The sequence below is a fragment of the Rhizobium sophorae genome (genome assembly GCF_013087515.1).
GTDB classification, from domain to species: Bacteria; Pseudomonadota; Alphaproteobacteria; order Rhizobiales; family Rhizobiaceae; genus Rhizobium; species Rhizobium sophorae.
Map to the genome: position 1 here is coordinate 42,482 of NZ_JABFCN010000014.1, position 20,810 is coordinate 63,291.

Consider the following 20,810-nt stretch of genomic DNA (forward strand, 5'->3'; position numbering starts at 1 on the left):
TCGTCAGGCAACCCAACACGTGCTGTCATCCCGCACCTTTCCCATGCGAGCGGATGCAGGATGAACAATTTTCATAACGCCGCTTTGTTTACGGCAGGAATTGCGGGGCGAGGCGCACATATTTGATGGCGCGCCGGTAGTAGGTGTAGGCGATATGGAGCGTGCCGTCGCCGCCCTGGACGATCGAGGGATAGGAGAATTCGCGGTTCAGCGATTCCTTCGAATTGTTGCTGAGGCAGAAGCCGTCGCCGGTATCGAGATCGATGCGATGCGGAAAGCTCTTGCCGCCATCCCTCGATATCCCAAGGCTCAGCGGCGCACGCGGAACACCCCAGACGGCCTTGCGTGCGCTGCTATCGGCAACGACGGCGGTCTCTCCAGCCTCGCCACCCTCGATTTCGTCATAGAGAGACTGGCGCCGCGCATCCGACATGCCGGCATTCGAATGGTTGTAAACTATTGCGATTACTCTATCATTCAGGATCGTGGCCTGGATCGAGGAGTTATTGTTCGGCAGTTCGGCGGGCTCGGGCGCGCTCCATGTCTCGCCGCCGTCGGATGATCGGCTGGACAGGATGTTCTCGGCGAAACGGTTACGGTAGAAGGCGATCATCTCTTCGCCGCCAAGCGGCAGGATGTTCATGTGCACCGCGCCGATACTGTCATGAATATCGCGCATCTGCCAGCTCGCGCCGCCATCACGCGACATCAGCACCGCAGCCGTATCGGCATCGCCGCTCCAGCGCTGGCCGTTCAGGCCGACGCAACGGAACACCGGAAGCAGCCAATCGCCTTTGCCGGTGACGACGATCTGCTGGCGAACGAAGGTGCCGGGACTGTCGCAGAGCATTTGGACCGGGCCGAAGGTCTGGCCGCCATCACCTGAAATCCGGCATTTGACAACAGAACCGTCCTGATTGCCCGAGGTCTGCGAGGTATAGAGCAGCCATACTTTTCCGTCCGGGGCGTTGAAAATCAACGGGTTCTGTTCGGATTTCTCCGGATCGTCGCTCATCTTTTCCGGCAAGGACCAGCGCTCGGAGCCCGGCGCCAGGCGCGACATGTAAATCGAGATATCGCCCATGCCCTCCATCGTGCCGCCGAACCAGACGCAGGTTAGCGTGCCGTCGGGCAGAAAGGCGAGATTTGCGGCGTGGTTCTGGATGCAGGGGGAGGGCAGATAAGTATCCGCACGAGCCTCGATGGTGGGGTGAGGGGTGATGGTCCCGGTCATCAGGGCCGGAACGGCTTCCGGGGGTAGGCCGGTAAAACTCATGACGGATCTCCTCAAGGCAGCTTGGCATAGCTTTCGGCGAGCGCGGCATAGTCGGCATCGCTGAGCGGCATCAGCGGCGCACGTGTGCGCTTCCAGGCGGGATTGCCGGTCTTCAGTCCCACCATCGCCTTGATGGTCGGGATCTGGACGTAGGAATTGGAAAGCGTGCGATAGGCGTTGATGCGTGCCTGCGCCGCCTCGACATCGGCGGCGCGCGCCTCGTCATGGACATGGTCGTAGACGGTGCGCAGCGAATTCGCCACGAGATTGGAGGTGGCGGTGATGCAGCCGGCACCACCCGCCTTCAAGAGCGGCAGCAGCAGTGGATCGGCGCCTGCGAGCACCGAGAAGCCGGGATAGGCAGCGATGATCGCCTGCATGTTGTTGAAATCGCCGGAAGATTCCTTGATGCCGACGACCGTTTCCGGGAAGGCCGCAATCAGCCGCCCGATCAGCGGAATGGATAGCGGAACGCCAGAGACCTGCGGAATGTGATAGAGGATGACCTGCAGGCGCGTGTCGGCGACCTTCTCCAGCACCTGCGAATAGGCGGCGAAGAGACCATCGTCGGAGACGCCCTTGTAGTAGAAAGGCGGCAGCATCACCACCTTGGTAACGCCAAGCGACAGTGCGTGCCGGGTGAGTTCCACAGTCTCGGGAATGGCGACGACTCCGGTGCCCGGCAAGAGTCTGTCGGCAGGAATGCCGGCCTTCAGTGCTGCTTCCAGAATGGCGCGGCGCTCGGCGCCGGAGAAGGAATTGGCCTCGCCCGTGGTACCAAGCAGCGCCACGCCATGGCATCCGTCGGCCAGCAACTGTCGGCAATGATCGGTGAAAAGTGCGAAATCCGGCCTGTTGTCCGCCGTCAGTGGCGTTGCGGAGGCGCTGAAAACTCCGGTAATCCTGTGATGGCTCATTTCGCCCTCCTCGGCGCGTCCTGTCTGGCTGGATCCGTGTTCGAACCGCCCGGCTGCGCATGCAATGTCATTGGTCTGTCGCTGTGGAGTGCAAAGAACTTTTCCATTGCCGCGCTTTTGTCAAGAAGACAAAATGCTGTGACGCTGTTTCGAAAAGTTATCTATCTGTTATAACTTATATATTTTCAGAAGAAAATTTTGTTGGAATTGAAATCGCGATTTTTTGTTGACATATTTACAATAACGAGAGAACGATACGGAGCGGATTGTGCTGCGCCTGGCAGGTGCAGGGAGAGCGCTGCCGAATTCACTCTGGGAGGAATGCCATGTCTGATCAATCGGATAAGACCAATATATCACGTCGTAACGCGCTGAAGCTCGGCCTTGCGGCCGGCGTCGGCCTCACCGTTTTCGGGATAAATGCCCGCATCGTCATGGCCGATGAAGGCCAGGTCCTGAAGGTCGCGCATCCGGCTTTCGACCAGGACTGGTCGCCGCTGCGCGGCGGCGGCAGGACGTTCCGCTGGAATTCAATCTGGTGGGCATCGCCGATGTATTTCGACACCCAAGGCAATATCAAACCTTACGTCTTCACCAGCTGGGAATCGGCTGACAATACGGTTTGGACCTTCAAAATTGACCCCAAGGCCGTCTTCTCCGACGGTAGCAAGATCACCTCGACCGACGTCAAGGGATCGTGGGAAGTCGCCTCGATGCCGAACACCAAGAGCCAGCGCGCCGACCAGGTGCTGAGCAAGGTTAAGGGTTATGCCGAAATCTCCGCCGGCTCCGGCAACGAGCTGACGGGTGTCGCAACACCCGACGAGGGGACGGTCGTCGTGACGCTGGCCGCCGCCGATCCGATCTTTTTCATGCGCCTGGCAAACCACATCGCGCCGATCACCAAGGCATCGCAGTCGCGCGGTAGCGACGGTGAGGAGATCATCGATTGGTATAAGCCTGACAATAAGCCGGCCTTCTCAGGTCCCTTCAAGCTGACGAGCATCGATATCGACGCCGGCAAACTCACTTTCGAGCCGAATGAGAACTTCTTCGGACCGAAGCCGAAGCTTGCGCGCATCGAGGTCACCTCGATCGAGGACAACGTCAGCGCGACGTCGCTGATCAAGTCGGGAGAGTTCAACGCTCATACCGAACTCATCACCTCGACCATCATCCAGGATCTCGGCCCGGAATTCTCGGCCGGCCCGCTGATCCCGACCAGCCAGCACTTCTGGTTCAACATTTCCCGTGCGCCGATGGACGATCCGAAAGTCCGCCAGGCACTGATCATGGCGGTCGATCGCGACGGCCTGTTCAAGGCGTCCTATCCCGACGGGCCGCATAAGAAGGCGGACCAGATCCTCAATTCGGTCCCGGGTGCGGAGAATTCCGGCTTCGAGGCCTATCCCTATGATCCTGAGGCTGCCAAGAAGCTGCTTGCGGAATCGACCTATGGTGGCCCGGAGCGGCTACCGAAGATCCTGTTCGTCGGCATCTCGGGGCCAGCCATTCAGGCTGCCGCCCAGTTCATCGCCGAGCAGTGGCGCCAGAATCTCGGCATCACCGCCGTCGACATGAAGCCTCAGCAGGATTCCTATGCGGGTCCGGATCAGAACTCGGTCCAGATCTTCCGCGACGACGTCGGCACCCGCGTGCCGGATGCCGTCTCCTATCTGGCGGGCAGCATTGCCTCGACCTCGTCGAACGCCCAGAACAAGCTTGGCGGATACAAGAACGACAAGGTCGACAGTGCCCTTGCCGAGGCCACGACCAAGGCTGCGGATGATCCGCAGCGCATCGCTCTCGCCCAGGAAGCCCAGAAGGCGTTCCGCGAGGATTGGGCCTTCATCCCATGGTATTCTCAGGCGATGTCGCGCTGGGCCACCAAGGAGGTCAAGGGCCTTGAAAAGAACCTTGACTGGCAGGTCGTCGAACCCTGGAACATTTCCATCGGTTGATCCGGAACAATAGTTCCTGGCAAAACGCGCGAAGGCCGCAAGGTCTTCGCGCAAGTTTCAAGACGAAGAGATGCGATCGCAGCCAAAAGCGGGAACGCATCGAACAACAGGTGAGAGGTGGCCCTTGCTGCGCTACGTGCTAACCCGATTTGCCATCTGGATTCCGTCCGTTCTGGTGGTGATGCTGGCGGTCTACGCGCTGGCCTTCTATGGCGCCGGCGATCCGATCAAGCTGATCTTCCTGCGCGCGCCTGGCGATGTCGCCTATAATCCGCAGCGTATCGAAGCCATTCGCGAAAGTGCCGGCCTCAACAAGCCCTTCATCGTCCAGTTCGGCCTTTACATCTGGAACCTGCTGCACGGCCAGTTCGGCAATTCGCTAACCTCGGGCCGCTCCGTCTGGGCGATGGTCTCGGCCGCGGCACCCGTCTCTTTCCAGCTTGCCCTCTGTTCCATCATCCTGACGGCCGTCGTCGCGATCCCGCTCGGCATGATCGCCGCGCTCAACCAGAATTCGCGCATCGACTATGCCATTCTGGGCTCCGCACTCTTCCTCTGGGCGATCCCGGCCTATGTCGCCGGCCCGTTGCTGATGGTCGGCCTCATCGTGCTGCTGCCCGGTGCGAGCGTGCCCTATGGCTGGGGCGGCATCTTCGATGTCCGTATCCTGCTGCCGCTGCTCGTCCTTTCGTTCCAGCCGATCGCGCTGATCGTGCGCCAGACGCGTGCCGCCGTCATCGAGGTGCTGTCGGAGGATTTCGTCCGGACTGCCCGCGCCAAGGGCGTGCCGGAGATCATCGTGGCGCTGCGCCATATCCTGCGGCCGGTGCTGACGCCCGTCGTCACGCAGCTCGGCCTGATCATGATCACCATCGTCAACGGCGCCATTTTCGTCGAACTCGTCTTCGGCCTGCCGGGCCTTGGCAGGTTGACGGTACAGGCGCTGATCAATTCCGATTATCCGGTCATTCTGGCGATCACGCTGATCGGGTCGTTCCTGGTGATGGTGTCGAACCTTTTGGTCGATGTGCTCTATCCGCTGCTCGACCCGCGAGCCAATGATTCAAGAAGGAGCCGCTGACCATGTCCGCCATCCCTCTTCCCACCATCGAAACCGTCGAAGAGCCGGTCAGCCTGTGGCGCGACGCCTGGTATCGGCTGAAGCGCAACAAGCTCGCCGTCTTCGGTCTGGTCATCGTCGTGATCCTCGGCTTCACGGCTATCTTCGGCCCCTACCTTACGCCTTATGATTATCTGAGCCAGGATCTCGACGCCCGCAACGTCCTGCCGTCGATGAGCCACCTTTTCGGAACCGACGATCTCGGCCGCGACGTCTTCAGCCGTGTGGTCTTCGGCACACGCACGGCTTTCCTTGTCGCCGTGATCGTCACCTTCTTCGCCGTGGTGATCGGCCTTACGCTCGGCGCGGTGGCCGGCTTCTTCGGCAATCCCTTCGATCGCGCCATCACGTGGCTGACCGATGTAACGATGTCGGTTCCTAACCTGCTGCTCGTCGTCGTCATCAACGCCTCGCTGAAATCGCCGATCAGCAAATGGATGGAAGCGCGTTATCTCGAGACCCTCAATCCCTTCTATCGCGAAACCATGTGGGTGGATTTCGCCCTCGTCTTCGGGTCTATGGCGCTGATCTCCTGGCCGCCATATGCTCGGCTCGTGCGCGCCCAGGTGCTGTCGATCCGCAGTCGACCCTATATCACCGCGGCCCAGGCGCTCGGGCTTTCGAACTGGATCATCATCAAGCGTTATGTCATTCCGAATGCGCTAGGCCCCCTGATCGTCTCGGTCAGCGCCGGTCTTGGCACGGCGATGGTGCTGGAAAGCGCCTTCAGCTTCCTTGGCGTCGGGGTCAATCCGCCAACGCCGAGCTGGGGCAACATGATCTCGGACGGCCTGCGCGTCTGGCAGCATTATCCGCATCTTCTCGCCGCTCCGGCGGCCGTGCTCGGCCTTGCCTCGGTTGCCTTCAGTTTCCTCGGCGACGGCCTCAACGACGCGCTCAATCCGCGGGGCAGCAAATGATGGATACGAAAAGCACCAACCGCCTGCTGGATGTCAGGAACCTCACTGTCGAAGTCGACGGCCGCAACGGCCCCGCCATCGTCGTCGACGGCATCGATCTCCATGTCGACAGGGGCGAGACCCTTGGCGTCGTTGGTGAATCCGGCTGCGGCAAGAGCTTGACCATGCTGAGCCTGATGCGGCTCCTGCCGAACAAGGTCAAAGTCACCAAGGGATCGGCGACATTCGACGGCCGCGACCTGCAGACGATGTCGAATAGAGAACTGCGCAAGGTGCGCGGCGGCGATATCGGCTTCGTCTTCCAGGATCCGATGACCTCGCTCAATCCGGTGATGCGCGTCGGTGCCCAGATCTGCGAGCCGCTGATCTATCACCGCGGAATGAAGAAGACGGAGGCCCGCGCCCGTGCCGTCGAGCTTCTGCGCCTTGTCGGCATTCCCGGCCCGGAAGAGCGCCTGCAAGCCTATCCGCACGAGCTTTCCGGCGGTATGCGCCAGCGCGTGATGATCGCGATCGGCCTTGCCTGCAATCCGAAGCTTTTAATTGCCGACGAGCCGACAACGGCGCTGGACGTCACCATCCAGGCCCAGATTGTCGATCTGGTGAAGGATCTCAGGGCCAAGCTTGGCATGTCGGTCGTCTGGATCACCCATGATCTGGCGCTGATCGCCGGCCTGGTCGATCGCGTCGCCGTGCTCTATGCTGGCACGGTGGTCGAGGATGCGCCGGTCGACGAGCTCTATGCCCGCCCGAGCCATCCCTATACGCGCGGCCTGCTGTCATCGATCCCGAAGCTCTCGGACCCGCCGGCAAGCCGGCTGAGCTCGATCGGCGGCACGCCGCCGGAGCCTGGCCGCCGGCCGAAGGGTTGCCCATTTGCGCCGCGCTGCCCGCTTGCCGAGAACATCTGTCACGAGAAGGTACCACAGCTCGAACCGTTGAGCGGCAGCGCCAATCACCGCGCCGCCTGTTTCGTCGTCCAGAGAATGCAGGAAGCCGCATGATGGGTGCTCAACCGCTGCTCAAGATCGAAAACCTGGTCAAGCATTTCCACGTCAAGCTCGGCGCCTTCGGTGAGCGTTCGGCGACCGTCTATGCACTCGACAATGTCAACCTCGACATCATGGAAGGCGAGACGCTGAGCCTCGTCGGCGAATCCGGCTGCGGCAAGTCGACGACCGGCTTCACCATCCTCAACCTCTACAAGGCGACCAGCGGCAAGGTTGTCTACAAAGGCCAGGATCTCGCGGCGCTCGACGAAAAACAGATGCGGCCCTTCCGTCGCGACCTGCAAATCGTTTTCCAGGATCCTTATTCGACGCTCAATCCGCGCATGACGGTGGGCGAGGCGATCGGCGAGCCGATCCTCTTTCACAAGCTCTGCACCAAGGCCGAACTGAAGGAGAGGGTGGCGACGCTGCTCACCGATGTCGGCCTGCCGACGCGGTTTGCCCAGCGTTACCCGCACGAGCTTTCCGGCGGCCAACGCCAGCGCGTCGTCATTGCCCGGGCACTCGCCTGCCAGCCGAAATTCATCGTCTGCGACGAGGCGATCTCGGCGCTCGACGTGTCGATCCAGGCCCAGATCATCAACTTGTTGCTCGATCTTCAGGAAAAATACGGGCTGACCTATCTCTTCATCGCCCATGATCTCGCGGTCGTTCGCCATATCAGCACCCGTGTCGGCGTCATGTATCTCGGGCGGCTCGCCGAACTCGCGACGCGCGAGGAACTTTTCGACAATCCGCTGCATCCCTATACCAGGGCGCTGCTGTCGGCCGTTCCGGAGACCGATCCGGAGCATGAGCGTACCCGCCAGCGCCAGATTCTTCAGGGCGATGTGCCGAGCCCGCTGAACCCGCCGACCGGCTGCCGTTTCCACACGCGCTGCCCAATCGCGATGGATGTCTGCAGCAAGGTCATTCCCGCATGGCAGGAGGCCAAGCCCGGTCATCTCGTCGCCTGTCATGCCGTCAACACCGGACAGACCGCATGACGTTGAAGGCCGCCATCATTGCCGATGATCTGACGGGCGCGCTCGATACCGGCACGCCCTTCGTCGAAGCCGGCCTTTCGGTTGCGGTCGCCGTCGATGTCGAGGCCGCAGAGGATGCGATCGCCACCGGCTGTGACGTTGTCGTTATCAATACCGCCTCGCGCGCGCTCGGCGAGCGCGAAGCTGCCGAAAGGGTGCGCTTGGCGACCGAGGCGCTTTGCGGTGTGAAGCCCGCAGTCGTGATGAAGAAGATCGACTCCCGGCTGAAGGGCAATGTCGCGGCGGAAAGCCTGGCGCTGGCCGATGCGCTCGGCCTGGAGACCATCCTGGTGGCGCCCGCTATTCCCGATCAGGAGCGTGTGACCTACAGAGGCTGTGTTGTCGGCCGCGGCGTCGACAAGCCACTGCCGATCGCCGATCTGTTCGAGGACCTTGCGGGCAATGTTGCTGTTGCCGATGCGGAGGACGATAGTGATCTCGACCAGATCGTTGCCGATCATGACTGGCGGCTGACGCTAGCGGTCGGCGCACGGGGTCTGGGTGCTGCACTTGCCCGCCATCTCGGCGAGATGGGGCGGCAGCCGATGCCGGAATTTGTAGCGACCCGACGCAGCCTGTTCGCCTTTGGATCACGCGATCCGATTACGGCTACCCAGATGGACCAGCTTGAAGCCTCGGGTGTCCTGCGCATGGTGGTGGACGCGCCGATGGGGCAGGTCGAAGTCGGAGAGGGCATGGCGCTGCCTGCACTGCTGCGTTGCACCGGCGATATGGCAGCCGATGCAGCATTGGTCGCCAGCCGTTTTGCGGCAGGCGTCAGATCGGTCATCGACGATACCAGGCCTGACATGCTGATGGTCGGCGGCGGCGATACGGCCCTTGCCATTTTCCAGGCGCTCGATGTCAGAGTGGTGGCGCCGAAGGGTGAAATCGAGGCAGGCGTGCCGTGGTTCGATGTCACGGCAGCCGACGGGCGGCATTTTCGGTGCGCCGTGAAGTCGGGGGGCTTCGGCAATCCCGATAGTTTGCTAAGACTGGTTCTTTGGAATCGGGCGGCATAGTAAGATACCGCCGGGGAGAATGACGTGGCTGAAGTGAATGGCGAATCTTTGAACGCGGAAGCCGGCCCGCCGGGCAAGCCCGAACGCGGCAAGGCCGTCAAGCTGGTCGATCGCGTCTTCGACCAGTTGCTCGAGCGTATCCGCGGCGGAAACTATCCGCCGGATTCACGCCTTCCCGGCGAGCATGAGCTTGCCTCGATGCTGGGTGTGTCGCGGCCGATCGTCCGCGATGCGCTGGCGCGCCTGCGCGATCAGGGCATGGTCTATGCCCGGCAGGGCGCCGGCACCTTCGTCAGCGCGCATGGATCGCCAACGACGCAGCTTGCCTATTCGCCGGTCAAGACGATCGCCGACATTCAGCGCTGCTACGAATTCCGCCTGACAATCGAGCCGGCGGCCGCCTATTTCGCCGCCAAACGCCGCAACGAATCGGCCATTCAGAAGATCGCCAGCGCGCTTGCGGATCTGCGCGAGGCGACCAGCCATCAGCTTCACCGGACCGACGCCGATTTTCTGTTCCACCGCGCGGTGACAGAGGCTGCCAACAATCATTATTACACGGCCTCCATCGATGCGCTGAAGGCCCATATCGCCGTTGGCATGCATCTCCACGGCCTCTCTTTGCTCGGCCCTCGGCAAGGATTGGAACAGGTCTATGAAGAGCATAACGCCATCTACAAGGCGATCGCCGATGGCCGACCAGACGATGCACAAAGACTGATGAAGGCGCATCTCGAAGGTTCTCGGGACCGGCTGTTCGAGGGCAGGGTGCTCGATCTGTCCTTCTGAAGTGCTTCCCCAAGCGGTTATCCGCTCGAAATGACTCAGCCGGATTTCTGCTTCTTGATGATGCTGATGTTGCCGCTCACTTCGAGGATGGCAAATTTTATTTCCGTCACGCTCTCGATGCCTTCCTGGCTTCGAGCCGCTTGCATGACATCTTCCTTCTGCAGCCGGGCGCCTTTGAGCGCGCGTTCGTCGTAGACGCCATCCGTCACCAGAACGGTTGGAACGCCGTCGATGATATGAGCTGCGCGAGGCCACCACCTCTTCACGTAGGACAGGCCGATATCGGTCGTAAACAGCGTGAGGATCAAGATGACGGCGTTGGTGATCGAGAAGTCATCCCCTAGCATCGCCTGCTGGGTGGTTTCGGAGATCACCAGTACGATCACCAGATCGAACGGCGTCATCTGGGCCAATGTCCGTCTTCCCGACAGACGGATGATCACGAGCAGCGTGAAATAAATTGCCAGTCCGCGTAATACCGCATCCACCGTGCCGCCCTCATGGAAAGATGAAAGTCGATTGGGTGCGCGTCTCGCCGCCCATGCCGATGAGGGCGCGACGAGGGCCGGGCAGTTGCGTTTGCAGACGGAAGACGATCTGCGTCGGCCCAGCCGGGTCGGCGGGGAACACATAGCCTATCCGGCCATCGCGCGCGAAAGTCGCCTTTTGGGGCGGATCGATACCCTGAACTGAAAAGCTCTGAAGAAAGGCGGCATCGATCGTGAAGACCCTGTCTTCGGATGACGGCGTGAAGGTCACGGTCACGTCCTCGGGGGCATTCCATCGGGAGATGACGGGAAAATCCACGGATCCTTCGGGCAACAGCAGTGTTTGCCGCGAAAACGGACCGCCTCTTCCCAGCAATCCCAGCAAGCAGGTCACCAAAAGAAGCGCGAATATGATCCAGGAAATACGTTGAACAGCCCAGAACCGTTGCTGAAATTCGCTATGATCGAGCACACCTTCCGGCAGCGCGGGCAATGTGTCTATCTTTCCCATACCCCCTCCCTGTGCGTCTTGCGGAGAACTTGGTACGGACGCGATAGTTCCCGGCAGTGAGGGGGCCGTCGCCGTGTACATCGGATGTGAAGCTGTCCAGGCGTCTTCGCCGATCAAGGGAACGAAGAGCACCCCGCCGAGATCTTCTTCCTCGAATGCGGCAGCGCCGGTGCGCGTGAGCCGCTTCAGGCGCTGCCCTTCACCGCCGCCGACCGGGATGATGAGCCGCCCTCCGTGGTTCAGCTGTTCTTTCAAGGCGGTTGGCACCTCGGGTGCGCCCGCGGAAACGATAATGGCATCGAATGGAGCGGCTTTCGCCCAGCCCTTGCTGCCATCGCCGACGCGAACGTCGATGTTGCGGTACCCAAGCTTCTCGAACCGTTCCTTGGCCTCAACCGCCAGCCTTTCGTGGCGCTCGATGGAGTAGACATGCCTGGCTATCCGGCTGATGAGGGCTGAAGCGTAGCCCGAGCCTGTTCCGACCTCGAGCACTGTGTCGCCGGCATCCAGATTGGCCTTTTCGAGCATCAAAGCTACGATGAACGGCTGCGAAATTGTCTGGCCTTCGCCGATCGACAGCGGCGCATCCTCATAGGCGAATTCCTCGGAGCCCGGAGGAACGAATTTTTCGCGCGGTACCATGCGCATGGCCTCGATGACGCTTTGATCGCGAATGCCACGACGCGTCACGTGGTGCTCCACCATACGATCTCGGATGCGCGTCATATCCATGGATCAGCTCCACTTGTCGCCGATTGCATCTGGGGGCAAACTTCTGGGCGGTGCAAAATGTAAAACAAATGGGCGACCGGAGAGTTCCTGAGATGCGCAGGCGCACGTGGAAATAGCGTTCATGGCGTGGTAGCAGCAGTTTCCGCAGGAATGACGGCCGTCAGGCGTCGCGCCGGTCGTGTGGGAGCCGATCTACACGGCCTCGAAATTCTCAGTTCAGGCCTTCGTCCATTCCACGCGCCGGCAAGTGGCGCGGCACGGCGTGCGCGTCGGTGCGGTGCTGCCAGGACCTGTCGTCACGGCCTTGCTCGAGGACTGACCGAGGGCGAAAATGGAGAAGCTCTGGCCAATGGCAGCCTGATGCAGCCGAAGAAGTGGCCGACGCCGTCCTTTTCATCCTGTCGCGGCCGCGTAATGTGACGATCCGCGATCTGGTGATTCTGCCGAACAGCGTGGATCTGTAAAGACCGGCCCAGACTGCAATTAGCCTGATCCTTGCCGATTTCAAAGGAGAGACAATGAGCGACACATCTCGCACGCTAGAAGCAGATGCCAAACATGTCATCGGCGTCGACGTCGGCACCGGCAGCGCCCGCGCCGGCCTGTTCGACCTGACCGGCCGGATGCTCGCCTCCGCCAAGCGGAATATCACCCTGTTTCACGAGCCGGGTTCCATGGTTGAGCAATCGAGCACCGAGATCTGGGCGGCCGTTTGCGCGGCAGTGCGCGACGTGGTTTCCTCGGCCGGGATCGATCCGGCGTCCGTCATGGGGCTTGGGTTCGATGCCACCTGTTCACTCGTCGTCCTCGGCGAAGGCGGTAAGCCGCTTCCTGTCGGGCCTTCGGAAGATCCGAACCGGGACATCATCGTCTGGATGGACCACCGCGCCGTGCCGCAGGCGGAGCGCATCAATGCGCTCGGCCATGACGTCCTACGTTACGTCGGCGGCCGTATCTCGCCTGAGATGGAAACGCCCAAACTCCTCTGGCTGAAGGAAAATCGCCCTGAGGTTTTTGATGCCGCGTGGCAATTCTTCGACCTTGCAGATTTCCTGACTTGGCGAGCGACTGGCGATCTGTCGCGTTCGACCTGCACGGTCACCTGCAAGTGGACCTATCTCGCCCATGAAAAGCGCTGGGATGGAGATTATTTTCACCAGATCGGCCTCGGCACCCTCGCCGACGAAAAGTTTGCCCGCATCGGTCAGGCTATCGTCGAGCCCGGTTCGGCACTCGGTCGAGGACTGACCGCAGCTGCAGCCGGCGAGCTCGGCCTGAAGCCGGAAACGCCTGTCGCTGCCGGACTGATCGACGCCCATGCGGGCGGAATCGGAACCGTTGGCACGGGTGCCGGTCCACAAGCCAATCTGGCCTATGTCTTCGGCACTTCCTCTTGCACGATGACATCGACAGCTGAGCCGTCGTTCGTGCCCGGCGTCTGGGGGCCTTATTATTCGGCCATGGTGCCGGGACTATGGCTGAACGAGGGTGGCCAGAGTGCCGCCGGCGCTGCGATCGACCAGTTGCTCTCCTTCCATCCGGCTGCCGCGGAAGCGAGGGAGCTTTCGAAGAAGGCGGGCGTTCCGTTGCCGGTTCTGCTTGCAGATATGGCCGCCCGAAAGGCGGGCCGTTCTTCCGACGCCGTCACGCTTGCGAGCGGACTGCACGTCGTTCCCGAGTTCCTCGGCAACCGGGCGCCCTTTGCCGATCCGCATGCCCGCGCAATCATTTCCGGTCTCGGGATGGAGGACGATATCGGCAGCCTGGTCTCTCTTTACGTCGCAGGGCTTTGCGGTATCGGCTACGGCCTCAGGCAGATCATAGAGACGCAGGCCGATGCGGGCGTTACCATCGAAAACATCGTCATCAGCGGTGGCGCTGGCCAGCACGACTTCGTTCGCCAGCTGCTTGCCGATGCGAGCGGCAAGCCGGTCATTGCGACAAAGGCGGAGGAACCGGTCCTGCTGGGGGCGGCCATCCTGGGCGCTGTCGCCGGCGGGCTGTTTGCGGATGTGCGCGAAGCGATGACGACACTCTCGGCGGTCGAAACGACATTCCTGCCATCAGAAGGCCCGATCCCCGATATTCATCATAAACGCTATGAAGGATTCAAGGAGCTTCAGGTTCTGGCGCGCAAGCTGCGTATCGACGGTTAGATATCCCAATGCCCATCCGCTGATGTCCATGAGCGCGCGATCGCTACCAGCTAGCGCCGGACGATGACCTGGGTTCCCGGCTGCACGATCTCGTAAAGCTCTTCGACATCTTGACGGTACATCCGAAAGCACCCGCTCGACGCGTTTGTGCCGATGGACGAGGGGTCGTTGGTGCCGTGGATGCGCAACAGGCCATCGGCGAGATAGATCGCGCGGGTTCCAAGCGGATTGGCGGGGCCGGGCTTTACGACCGCTGGAAGCCGAGGGTTCTTCTGCCGCATACTGGCTGTGGGCCGCCATTCAGGATGCGCTCGCTTCGACACGACCCGCGTAGATCCATACCATTGCTTGCCCTCACGGCCGACCGCGATGGGGTAAGCGAATTGCTCGCCCCAAGGGGTGGTGTAAATGAGCGTATGCTCGCTCGTCACGATTTCGATGGTTCCTTTTGCACGTCCTGTCGGCGGTTGCCTGCGATCATGCAGGGGCTCTTGATAGGGAGGCGCCGGATCGTAATCGAGCGGTGGCGGATAGGGGCTGTAGGGATCGTCGTAACCGTATCCACCAAAGTCGTCATATCCATCATACGGCCCATAGATCTGGGCTTGAGCCTGAAAGACCGTCAGCAAAAAGGCCGCAGCCACGAGAGCCAGCAATCTCATCTTGTCGCCATCCGCTTGTTGAACAAGCTTGTTTGGGCCGAATTCTGTGGCGGCACTATGACTGCTGGGCTGCAGGATTTGAAAAGCTATTGCCGCTGATGCTGCTGCGGTAGCTCGATCGATCGTCTCCGGTATCGAACAGGAACCGGCTGACCGATCCTCTTCGTCAGCCCGCCTCGAAAGACGTTTCATGTCCATTTCTGTCGGAGCGATAGCGCACATGGTCGACGAGGGCGCGCAGCTTCGGAGGCAGATTTCGCCGATCCGCGAAATAAAGAAAGAAACCTGGGAACGGCGGTAGGTACTCCTCCATGAGCGACACCAGTTCTCCCCGGTCGAGATATGGCCTGAACGTTTCTTCCATGCCGAATGTCACGCCTCCGCCGGCGCACGCCGTCCGCACCATGACCCCCATGTCGTTTGTCGTGATCCTCGGATTGACGGCAACGTCGAATTCCCGACCATTCTCCTCGAACTCCCAGCGATACGGCGCCACATCCGGCGCCGGACGCCAGCCGATACAGCAGTGCCGCGAAAGCTCTGATGGATTTGCGGGCCTTCCGAAGCGTTCCAGGTAAGACGGCGCGGCGACGACGAGCTGACGCTGGTTACCAGAGACCGGTATCGCGATCATGTCCTGCTCAATCACTTCCCCGAGCCGCACACCCGCATCGTAACCCTCGGCGACGATATCGAGCTCCTCATCCGTGACGTTTACATCGACTTGCACGCCCGGATAGGCGTGCGTGAAGCTCGCAAGCAGCGGCCCGGAAATAAACCGCTCGGCAATCGACGATACAGCGAGCCGCAGGAGTCCTGTCGGCTGGGAGCCCCGATCCTGGGCATCATCCAGTGCCAACTCGACTTCGGCGACTGCGGGCCCAACGCGCTCGTAAAGCTGCATGCCCGCTTCAGTCAGGCTGACGCTACGCGTCGTGCGCTGGATGAGAGCAACTCCCATCCGGTCTTCCATCCGTCTGATCGCCTGGCTTACCGCCGAGTGGGTGAGGCCGAGTCGCTGAGCCGCGCCGCGGAAACTTTTCGCTTCCGCGACGGCGAGGAATACGGATACGAGTTTCAGATCGATGGCCATTGGTCAGAAAAGCTTACCAAGCTTGTCACCATTCGTAAATTGTTTCGCCGCCGTGTCCGCCGTACTTTTGGTTCAAAGGGCATTCGGATGAAAATCCACGCCTCTCGCAAGATATCGGTCGCTGCTCGCGGGGGGTCGTTTCACCGCTCCCACTTGGCCGGTCACATTTGGCAAACGTTCGGGCGCGACGAAAGCGGAGTGGGCGAGTCCTCAGGTCTCGCGTCCGAAAAAATGGATCGAATAAGGAGAATTTTCCATGTATCAGAATATCCGCTCACACTGTGCAGCCGCGGGTGCTGCGGCGCTCTTGGCCGTGTCGCCGGATGTGGTCTTCGCTCAGACTGTGGAGGAGCGGCGCGAACGCGGTGCTGCTGTCATCCGGAGCCTCAATAACGGCACGACCCAGCCAAATTTGGAAGCGATGCGGCAAGAGTTTCCATTCCTCGCCGAAGCGACCGAAGCCTATGCTCTGGGAGACGTGTGGTCGCGTCCGGGTCTCGATAACCGCACGCGCCAACTCGCCGCTGTCGCTGCATTTGCGGCAATGGGCCTGACGGACTTGATGAAGGTCCATGCCGGATATGCGCTCAACATTGGCGTTCCCAAGGAGGAGCTCAAGGAAGTGATCTATATGATAACGGTTCCGGCAGGCTTTCCCCGTGCCATTGCTGCGTCGCAAGCACTGTCTCAGCTTTTTGCGGAGCGGTCGAACGCCGGCGACAATAAGCCAGCGGGAGCCAGGCCGTAGTCAAGGTCTTGAAGCTCGCAATCGCCGCTCTTGTCGCCGAAGCGCACCGGCCTTGCGCCAAAGCGGTGGCGAATATTGCTCGACGTCGTTCGCGAATGCGGCCGCAGAATACGTGGCCTCCGACTTGGCGCCCTAACAAGAACCGGCTCGATTGCAGCTAATCATCGCCCTCGTCTTCGACGGCCCCCGTCAGCCTCATACCCTGAATCCAGGTGGCGCCATCCTTTCGGATCACCCGCTTCGGCCGCACCCCACAGCGCTCTTCCACGGCCGAGGCGAGACGTTGGGAATGGGTGACGATCCAGATCTGGCTAAATCGTGCCGCCGCGGCGATCATGTCGGCGAGCGGCGACAGCATGTCCTGATGCAGGCTTGCTTCCGGCTCGTTCAATGCGATCAGCGGCGGCTGGCGATAGGACATCAGCGCGGCTGCAAGCCCGAGGAAACGGATCTGTCCGTCAGAAAGCTCGCGCGGCTGAAAAATCCGGCGCGGGAAATCTGGAAAGATCAGTCCGAATTCCGCATGCTCCCCCGGTTCCGGCACATGTAGCTTTGCTCCGCCCAAGGCGGAGGAAATGGCCCGGTCGAGCTCGACCGTGTCCCCGCGGGTATGCACAAGCGTCGCGAACACTGCCGCCATGTTTCCGCCGTCTTGGTCCAGCAGCGTCGACGTGACAGCCAGGCAGGGACGCCGCAACGCCGACTCCCGATCGGTCCTGAATCCATGGAAGAATCGCCAGCCGTCGATGAGGCGGCGAAAGGCCGCAATTTCCGGATAATGTCCAGCATCTCCGAGCATCGCGATTCCTGTTTCCGACGTCATCGCCTGCTCGGGATAATCCTCCATGCGGCCGCGGTCACCGCGAACCATGATCCCCGGGCCGCTTCGCTTCATCATCGTAACGGGGCGCGATCCGGCCTCAAAACAAAGCTCTTCGGCCTTGACCTGAGGCTCGAAGGCAAATCCGGCAGCGGCGGCCGGCGGTCTGAGCCCGGCTTCGACCCAATATCGCCACGGCACAGCCCGCTCCTCGTCGAGAACCTCCACCTCCAGCTTGATGCGAAAATTCTTCTCGTCGCGCCTTGGGCCGGTCCACAACGCCGAAGCCATTCCGCCTTCGGCCGCGATTTCATGCGCGAACGTGCCGCGTACCGCCGCCTGCACAAGCTGGAGGCTGCGGTAGAGGTTCGATTTGCCGACGCCGTTCTCGCCGATGAACACATTAACGCCGGCCAGATCCATGCGGATGGAGCGTAACGAGCGGTAATTTTGGGCAAACATGGAGCGAAGAAGCATGGTCGACTTCCATAGTAGGGGTCCGTCCAACGAAAGCGATCTGCCGCATGAGTTTGGCGTCGAGCAATCCATTCGCAACCCCGATCGTCGACACCCAGATCTTCGGCCATCCCGATGACCTTCGCCTGACTATTGCAGGGTTCCGGTTCGCCCGGACGGTTCTGGAAGCGTCCCATGCGTGAACTGATCGACAAGGAGATATTCTCGGGCGCGGACGTGACAAGTGACGAGGCCATCGCCGCTCATTGCAAGCGCACTGTTAAAACCGGCTATCACGCTGTCGGCACGTGCAAGATGGGCCAAGACAGCGACCCGGCAGCGGTCCTGGATACCAGCCTCAGGGTCCGGGGCACACGAGGCTTGCGGGTCGTAGACGCGTTTCTGATGCCAACGATCGTCAGCGGCAACACCAACGCTGCCGTCATGGCTGCGGCAGGTAAAGCTGCCGGCCTTATCCTCGCATAGACTGGGATTTCATGAAGATCATGAAACTCGCGACCTGCAGCCATCGCTGACGCGATGGGAATCGCCCGTTAAGGAGATAGGTCTGTTATGCGATCTTCGGCTGCGATATTCTCAACCGATGAAACTCAGCCAGACCATACGGTTCTGTACTTCGGAGGATGGCACCCGTATTGCCGTCGCGTCTTGCGGGCAGGGCCAGGTGATCCTGCGGGCAGCGCACTGGCTCAGCCATGTCGATTACGATCTTGAAAGCCCGGTGTGGCGGCCATGGCTGCAGGCGCTGTCCGCCCACAACCGGTTTGTGCGCTACGATCCGCGCGGCTGCGGTCTGTCGGACCGGCATGTCTTTGACCTTTCGGTCGAAGCGTGGCACGCAGACCTTGCTGCCGTGGCAGCGTCGATCGAGGAGCCGCGTTTTGTCCTCCTCGGTCTTTCGCAGGGCGGCGCACTCGCTATCGCATACGCCCTCAAGTATCCCGAGCGAGTATCGCATCTCGTGCTCTTGAACGCCTACGGTCAGGGTGCCCGCGCCAGAGCCCGGACCGAGGCCGAGCGGCTGGAAGCCGAGACCCTTGTCAATTTCGTTCGCATCGGCTGGGGACGCGATAATCCGGCGTTTTGCCGGTTCTTCACCAATCTCTTTATCCCCGACGGCACAGCTGAACAGCATCGCTGGTGGGGCGATCTCGAACGCCAAACGGCAACGCCCGACGTCGCCGCACAACTGCTTTGGCAGATGCAGGGGATCGATGTGCTGGACCTTGCGGCGATGCTGCGCGTCCCAACGTTGATCGCACACAGCCGCGGCGACATGCGCGTGCCGTTTGACCAGGGTTGCAAGCTTGCCGCCGCTATTCCAGGCGCGCGCTTCTTGCCGCTTGAGAGCAAGAATCATGTGCTCTTGCCGGACGAGCCTGCGTGGAACCTGTTTCAAGCCGAACTTGCCGCCTTTCTCGGACAGGATCGAGCCGTGCAGCCGCGCGCAGTTCGTGAGGCCGGTCTGACACCCGCCGAAGCCGCCCTTCTCGACCTCGTCGCGGAAGGGCTAGACAACCGCATGATTGCAGAACGGCTTGGCAAGAGTGCAAAGACGGTGCGAAATCAGCTGTCGGTGATCTTCACCAAACTCGGCGTGCATAGCCGCTCGCAAGCGATCGTCGTCGCGCTCTCCCGATAGTCCCGCTTCCACAGGTAGATAGACACCTCCTCCGGTGCCGATGGGACATGTGTCCCCTCCAAGGAGCGGATTTCTTCGCAGACGTGGGACAACCGCCTCATGCCCGCCGAGGCGGCAAGCTTCATCCTTGGCGTCACGGATGGCAAGACGCCGTCCGAAGACCGGGAGGAATTCGAGATGACGGAAATCAACGAAACAACGCTCAATGAACTGGTGGGCCGCGTCCTTGGCGACCTTGGCGGAGCGGTCAGCGTGCCGCTGGTACGGATCGGAGATGCTCTCGGGCTTTACAGGACGCTTAAGGAGGTCGGGCCGGTGAAGGCCGACGAACTTGCCGATGCCTCGGGATGCGCACCTCGCTATGTGCGCGAGTGGCTGGCGGCACAGGCAGCCTCGGGTTATGTGCACCATGAGCGAGGATTGTTCTCGCTGACGCCCGAGCAGGCCTACGTGTTTGCCGAGCCGGACAGCCCGGTCAATCTGATCGGCGCGTTCGATACCGCTGCTGCGATGGTCGAGAACCAGCCGAAGGTGCAGTCCGCGTTTAAAACCGGCCGAGGCGTTGCCTGGGGTGATCAGGCTGGCTGCATGTTCTGCGCTGTCGCGCGACTATTCCGCCCAGGTTATGTCAATGCCCTTGTGCAGGACTGGCTGCCGGCGCTCGACGGTGTCACCGATAGGTTGAAAACGGGTGCGAAGGTGGCGGACGTCGGATGTGGGCACGGGTTATCGACGATCCTCATGGCGCAGGCGTTTCCCAATTCCCGGTTTGTCGGCTACGACTTCCATCCAGGCTCGATCGCCGCTGCGGCCGCGCACGCCCAAGCACACGGATTGACGAACCTGCACTTCGAGGTCGGCCGGGCGCAGGACTTCGACGGCCGAGATTTCGATTTGATCACCTGCTTCGACTGCTTGCACGACATGGGCGACCCGGAAGCCGCTGCGGCTCATATCCGAAAGGCGTTAAAAGAGGGCGGCGTCTGGATGGTGGTAGAACCAATGGCCGGAGATACGCTGGAGGAGAATATCAATCCGGTTGGACGGCTCTACTACTCAGCCTCGACGATGATCTGCGTTCCGACCTCACTTGCGCAGGAGACAGGGCTGGCACTCGGTGCGCAAGCGGGAGAGCGACGATTGACCGAGGTGATCCGCTCAGGCGGTTTCACTCATATCCGGCGTGCCGCCCAGACGCCCCTCAACATGATTCTTGAGGCCACCTGACAGGTCGCGCCCCCCGTTGGAAATGCCGCGCCGCATTCCCGGCCTCGTCAGGAAAGTCAACGAGTGCGGCGACTGGCTTGCAGGAGCACGCCAGCCGCGTCATCCTCAGCGGCGGTAAAGTATCTGAACGGATACGACTTCATGAACGAGCCTTCGAGGAGCCTGATGACGGTGGATGCGCTTGCTCCAGGTTAAGCGCACAGCCGAAGGCTTT

At 61.2% G+C, this 20,810-nt stretch carries 20 protein-coding genes and 1 pseudogene; 14 read left to right on the forward strand and 7 right to left on the reverse strand.

Going from position 1 to position 20,810, the window contains the following annotated elements:
• Positions 1–88: 88 nt before the first annotated feature.
• Entirely contained in the window at positions 89–1,276 is a 1,188-nt protein-coding gene (locus G9X64_RS08170; RefSeq protein WP_171376341.1) for a sialidase family protein, read from the reverse strand.
• A gap of 11 nt (positions 1,277–1,287) precedes the next feature.
• Positions 1,288–2,193, reverse strand: coding sequence for a dihydrodipicolinate synthase family protein (locus tag G9X64_RS08175; RefSeq protein ID WP_168307674.1), 906 nt, complete (start codon positions 2,191–2,193; stop codon positions 1,288–1,290).
• Between the two features lie 326 nt (positions 2,194–2,519).
• Between G9X64_RS08175 and G9X64_RS08180 the strand changes: the two genes are divergently transcribed.
• The 7 genes from G9X64_RS08180 to G9X64_RS08210 all read left to right on the forward strand — a co-directional run bounded on the left by G9X64_RS08180 (position 2,520) and on the right by G9X64_RS08210 (position 10,040).
• Positions 2,520–4,154 (forward strand): ABC transporter substrate-binding protein, encoded by a 1,635-nt coding sequence (locus tag G9X64_RS08180; RefSeq protein WP_171376342.1) that lies wholly within the window; start codon positions 2,520–2,522, stop codon positions 4,152–4,154.
• Positions 4,155–4,278: 124 nt separating this feature from the next.
• The gene (locus G9X64_RS08185) at positions 4,279–5,235 is read left to right on the forward strand and encodes an ABC transporter permease (RefSeq protein ID WP_029875013.1); all 957 of its coding nucleotides are present in this window, start codon (positions 4,279–4,281) and stop codon (positions 5,233–5,235) included.
• 2 nt (positions 5,236–5,237) lie between these two features.
• Positions 5,238–6,194 carry an ABC transporter permease gene (locus tag G9X64_RS08190; protein WP_171376343.1) on the forward strand — a complete coding sequence of 319 codons (957 nt, stop codon included), beginning with the start codon at positions 5,238–5,240 and terminating at the stop codon, positions 6,192–6,194.
• The gene (locus G9X64_RS08195) at positions 6,191–7,198 is read left to right on the forward strand and encodes an ABC transporter ATP-binding protein (RefSeq protein ID WP_171376344.1); all 1,008 of its coding nucleotides are present in this window, start codon (positions 6,191–6,193) and stop codon (positions 7,196–7,198) included. Before G9X64_RS08190 ends, G9X64_RS08195 begins: the two co-directional genes overlap by 4 nt.
• Positions 7,198–8,190, forward strand: a complete 993-nt coding sequence (locus tag G9X64_RS08200) for an ABC transporter ATP-binding protein (protein ID WP_168308094.1) — start codon at positions 7,198–7,200, stop codon at positions 8,188–8,190. Before G9X64_RS08195 ends, G9X64_RS08200 begins: the two co-directional genes overlap by 1 nt.
• Positions 8,187–9,251 carry a four-carbon acid sugar kinase family protein gene (locus G9X64_RS08205; RefSeq protein WP_168307677.1) on the forward strand — a complete coding sequence of 355 codons (1,065 nt, stop codon included), beginning with the start codon at positions 8,187–8,189 and terminating at the stop codon, positions 9,249–9,251. The genes G9X64_RS08200 and G9X64_RS08205 overlap by 4 nt, the downstream gene beginning before the upstream one ends.
• Before the next feature lie 24 nt (positions 9,252–9,275).
• Positions 9,276–10,040, forward strand: a complete 765-nt coding sequence (locus tag G9X64_RS08210) for a FadR/GntR family transcriptional regulator (protein WP_027687225.1) — start codon at positions 9,276–9,278, stop codon at positions 10,038–10,040.
• Between the two features lie 35 nt (positions 10,041–10,075).
• Here the strand turns inward: G9X64_RS08210 and G9X64_RS08215 are convergent, their stop codons facing one another.
• A complete protein-coding gene (locus G9X64_RS08215) occupies positions 10,076–10,528 on the reverse strand; it encodes a DUF421 domain-containing protein (protein WP_064248489.1) in 453 nt (150 codons plus the stop codon).
• A 10-nt stretch (positions 10,529–10,538) separates the two neighbouring features.
• A complete protein-coding gene (locus G9X64_RS08220; RefSeq protein ID WP_171376346.1) occupies positions 10,539–11,771 on the reverse strand; it encodes a protein-L-isoaspartate(D-aspartate) O-methyltransferase in 1,233 nt (410 codons plus the stop codon).
• A gap of 160 nt (positions 11,772–11,931) precedes the next feature.
• On the opposite strand from G9X64_RS08220, the pseudogene G9X64_RS08225 reads away from it, so the two are divergent.
• Together G9X64_RS08225 and G9X64_RS08230 are read left to right on the forward strand one after the other, a co-directional pair.
• Positions 11,932–12,235 (forward strand): annotated as a pseudogene (locus G9X64_RS08225) (SDR family oxidoreductase); the annotation flags it as partial.
• A 54-nt stretch (positions 12,236–12,289) separates the two neighbouring features.
• Positions 12,290–13,927, forward strand: coding sequence for an FGGY-family carbohydrate kinase (locus G9X64_RS08230; RefSeq protein ID WP_168307679.1), 1,638 nt, complete (start codon positions 12,290–12,292; stop codon positions 13,925–13,927).
• Between the two features lie 50 nt (positions 13,928–13,977).
• Here the strand turns inward: G9X64_RS08230 and G9X64_RS08235 are convergent, their stop codons facing one another.
• Both G9X64_RS08235 and G9X64_RS08240 read right to left on the reverse strand, forming a co-directional pair.
• A complete protein-coding gene (locus G9X64_RS08235) occupies positions 13,978–14,589 on the reverse strand; it encodes a L,D-transpeptidase (RefSeq protein WP_168308095.1) in 612 nt (203 codons plus the stop codon).
• 166 nt (positions 14,590–14,755) lie between these two features.
• Positions 14,756–15,682 carry a LysR family transcriptional regulator gene (locus G9X64_RS08240; protein WP_171376347.1) on the reverse strand — a complete coding sequence of 309 codons (927 nt, stop codon included), beginning with the start codon at positions 15,680–15,682 and terminating at the stop codon, positions 14,756–14,758.
• Between the two features lie 256 nt (positions 15,683–15,938).
• On the opposite strand from G9X64_RS08240, the gene G9X64_RS08245 reads away from it, so the two are divergent.
• A complete protein-coding gene (locus tag G9X64_RS08245; RefSeq protein WP_168307681.1) occupies positions 15,939–16,430 on the forward strand; it encodes a carboxymuconolactone decarboxylase family protein in 492 nt (163 codons plus the stop codon).
• Between the two features lie 157 nt (positions 16,431–16,587).
• Here the strand turns inward: G9X64_RS08245 and G9X64_RS08250 are convergent, their stop codons facing one another.
• Positions 16,588–17,727, reverse strand: coding sequence for an AAA family ATPase (locus G9X64_RS08250; protein WP_171376348.1), 1,140 nt, complete (start codon positions 17,725–17,727; stop codon positions 16,588–16,590).
• Between the two features lie 47 nt (positions 17,728–17,774).
• On the opposite strand from G9X64_RS08250, the gene G9X64_RS37385 reads away from it, so the two are divergent.
• The 4 genes from G9X64_RS37385 (at position 17,775) to G9X64_RS08265 (ending at position 20,596) form a co-directional block, all read left to right on the forward strand.
• A complete protein-coding gene (locus G9X64_RS37385; RefSeq protein WP_512700252.1) occupies positions 17,775–17,909 on the forward strand; it encodes a hypothetical protein in 135 nt (44 codons plus the stop codon).
• Positions 17,902–18,192, forward strand: coding sequence for a GMC oxidoreductase (locus G9X64_RS08255; protein ID WP_376766391.1), 291 nt, complete (start codon positions 17,902–17,904; stop codon positions 18,190–18,192). The genes G9X64_RS37385 and G9X64_RS08255 overlap by 8 nt, the downstream gene beginning before the upstream one ends.
• A 118-nt stretch (positions 18,193–18,310) precedes the next feature.
• Entirely contained in the window at positions 18,311–19,369 is a 1,059-nt protein-coding gene (locus G9X64_RS08260; protein WP_171376349.1) for an alpha/beta fold hydrolase, read from the forward strand.
• Positions 19,370–19,546: 177 nt separating this feature from the next.
• Complete coding sequence (locus G9X64_RS08265; protein ID WP_168307683.1) at positions 19,547–20,596, forward strand: class I SAM-dependent methyltransferase; 1,050 nt, start codon at positions 19,547–19,549, stop codon at positions 20,594–20,596.
• Positions 20,597–20,810: the final 214 nt, after the last annotated feature.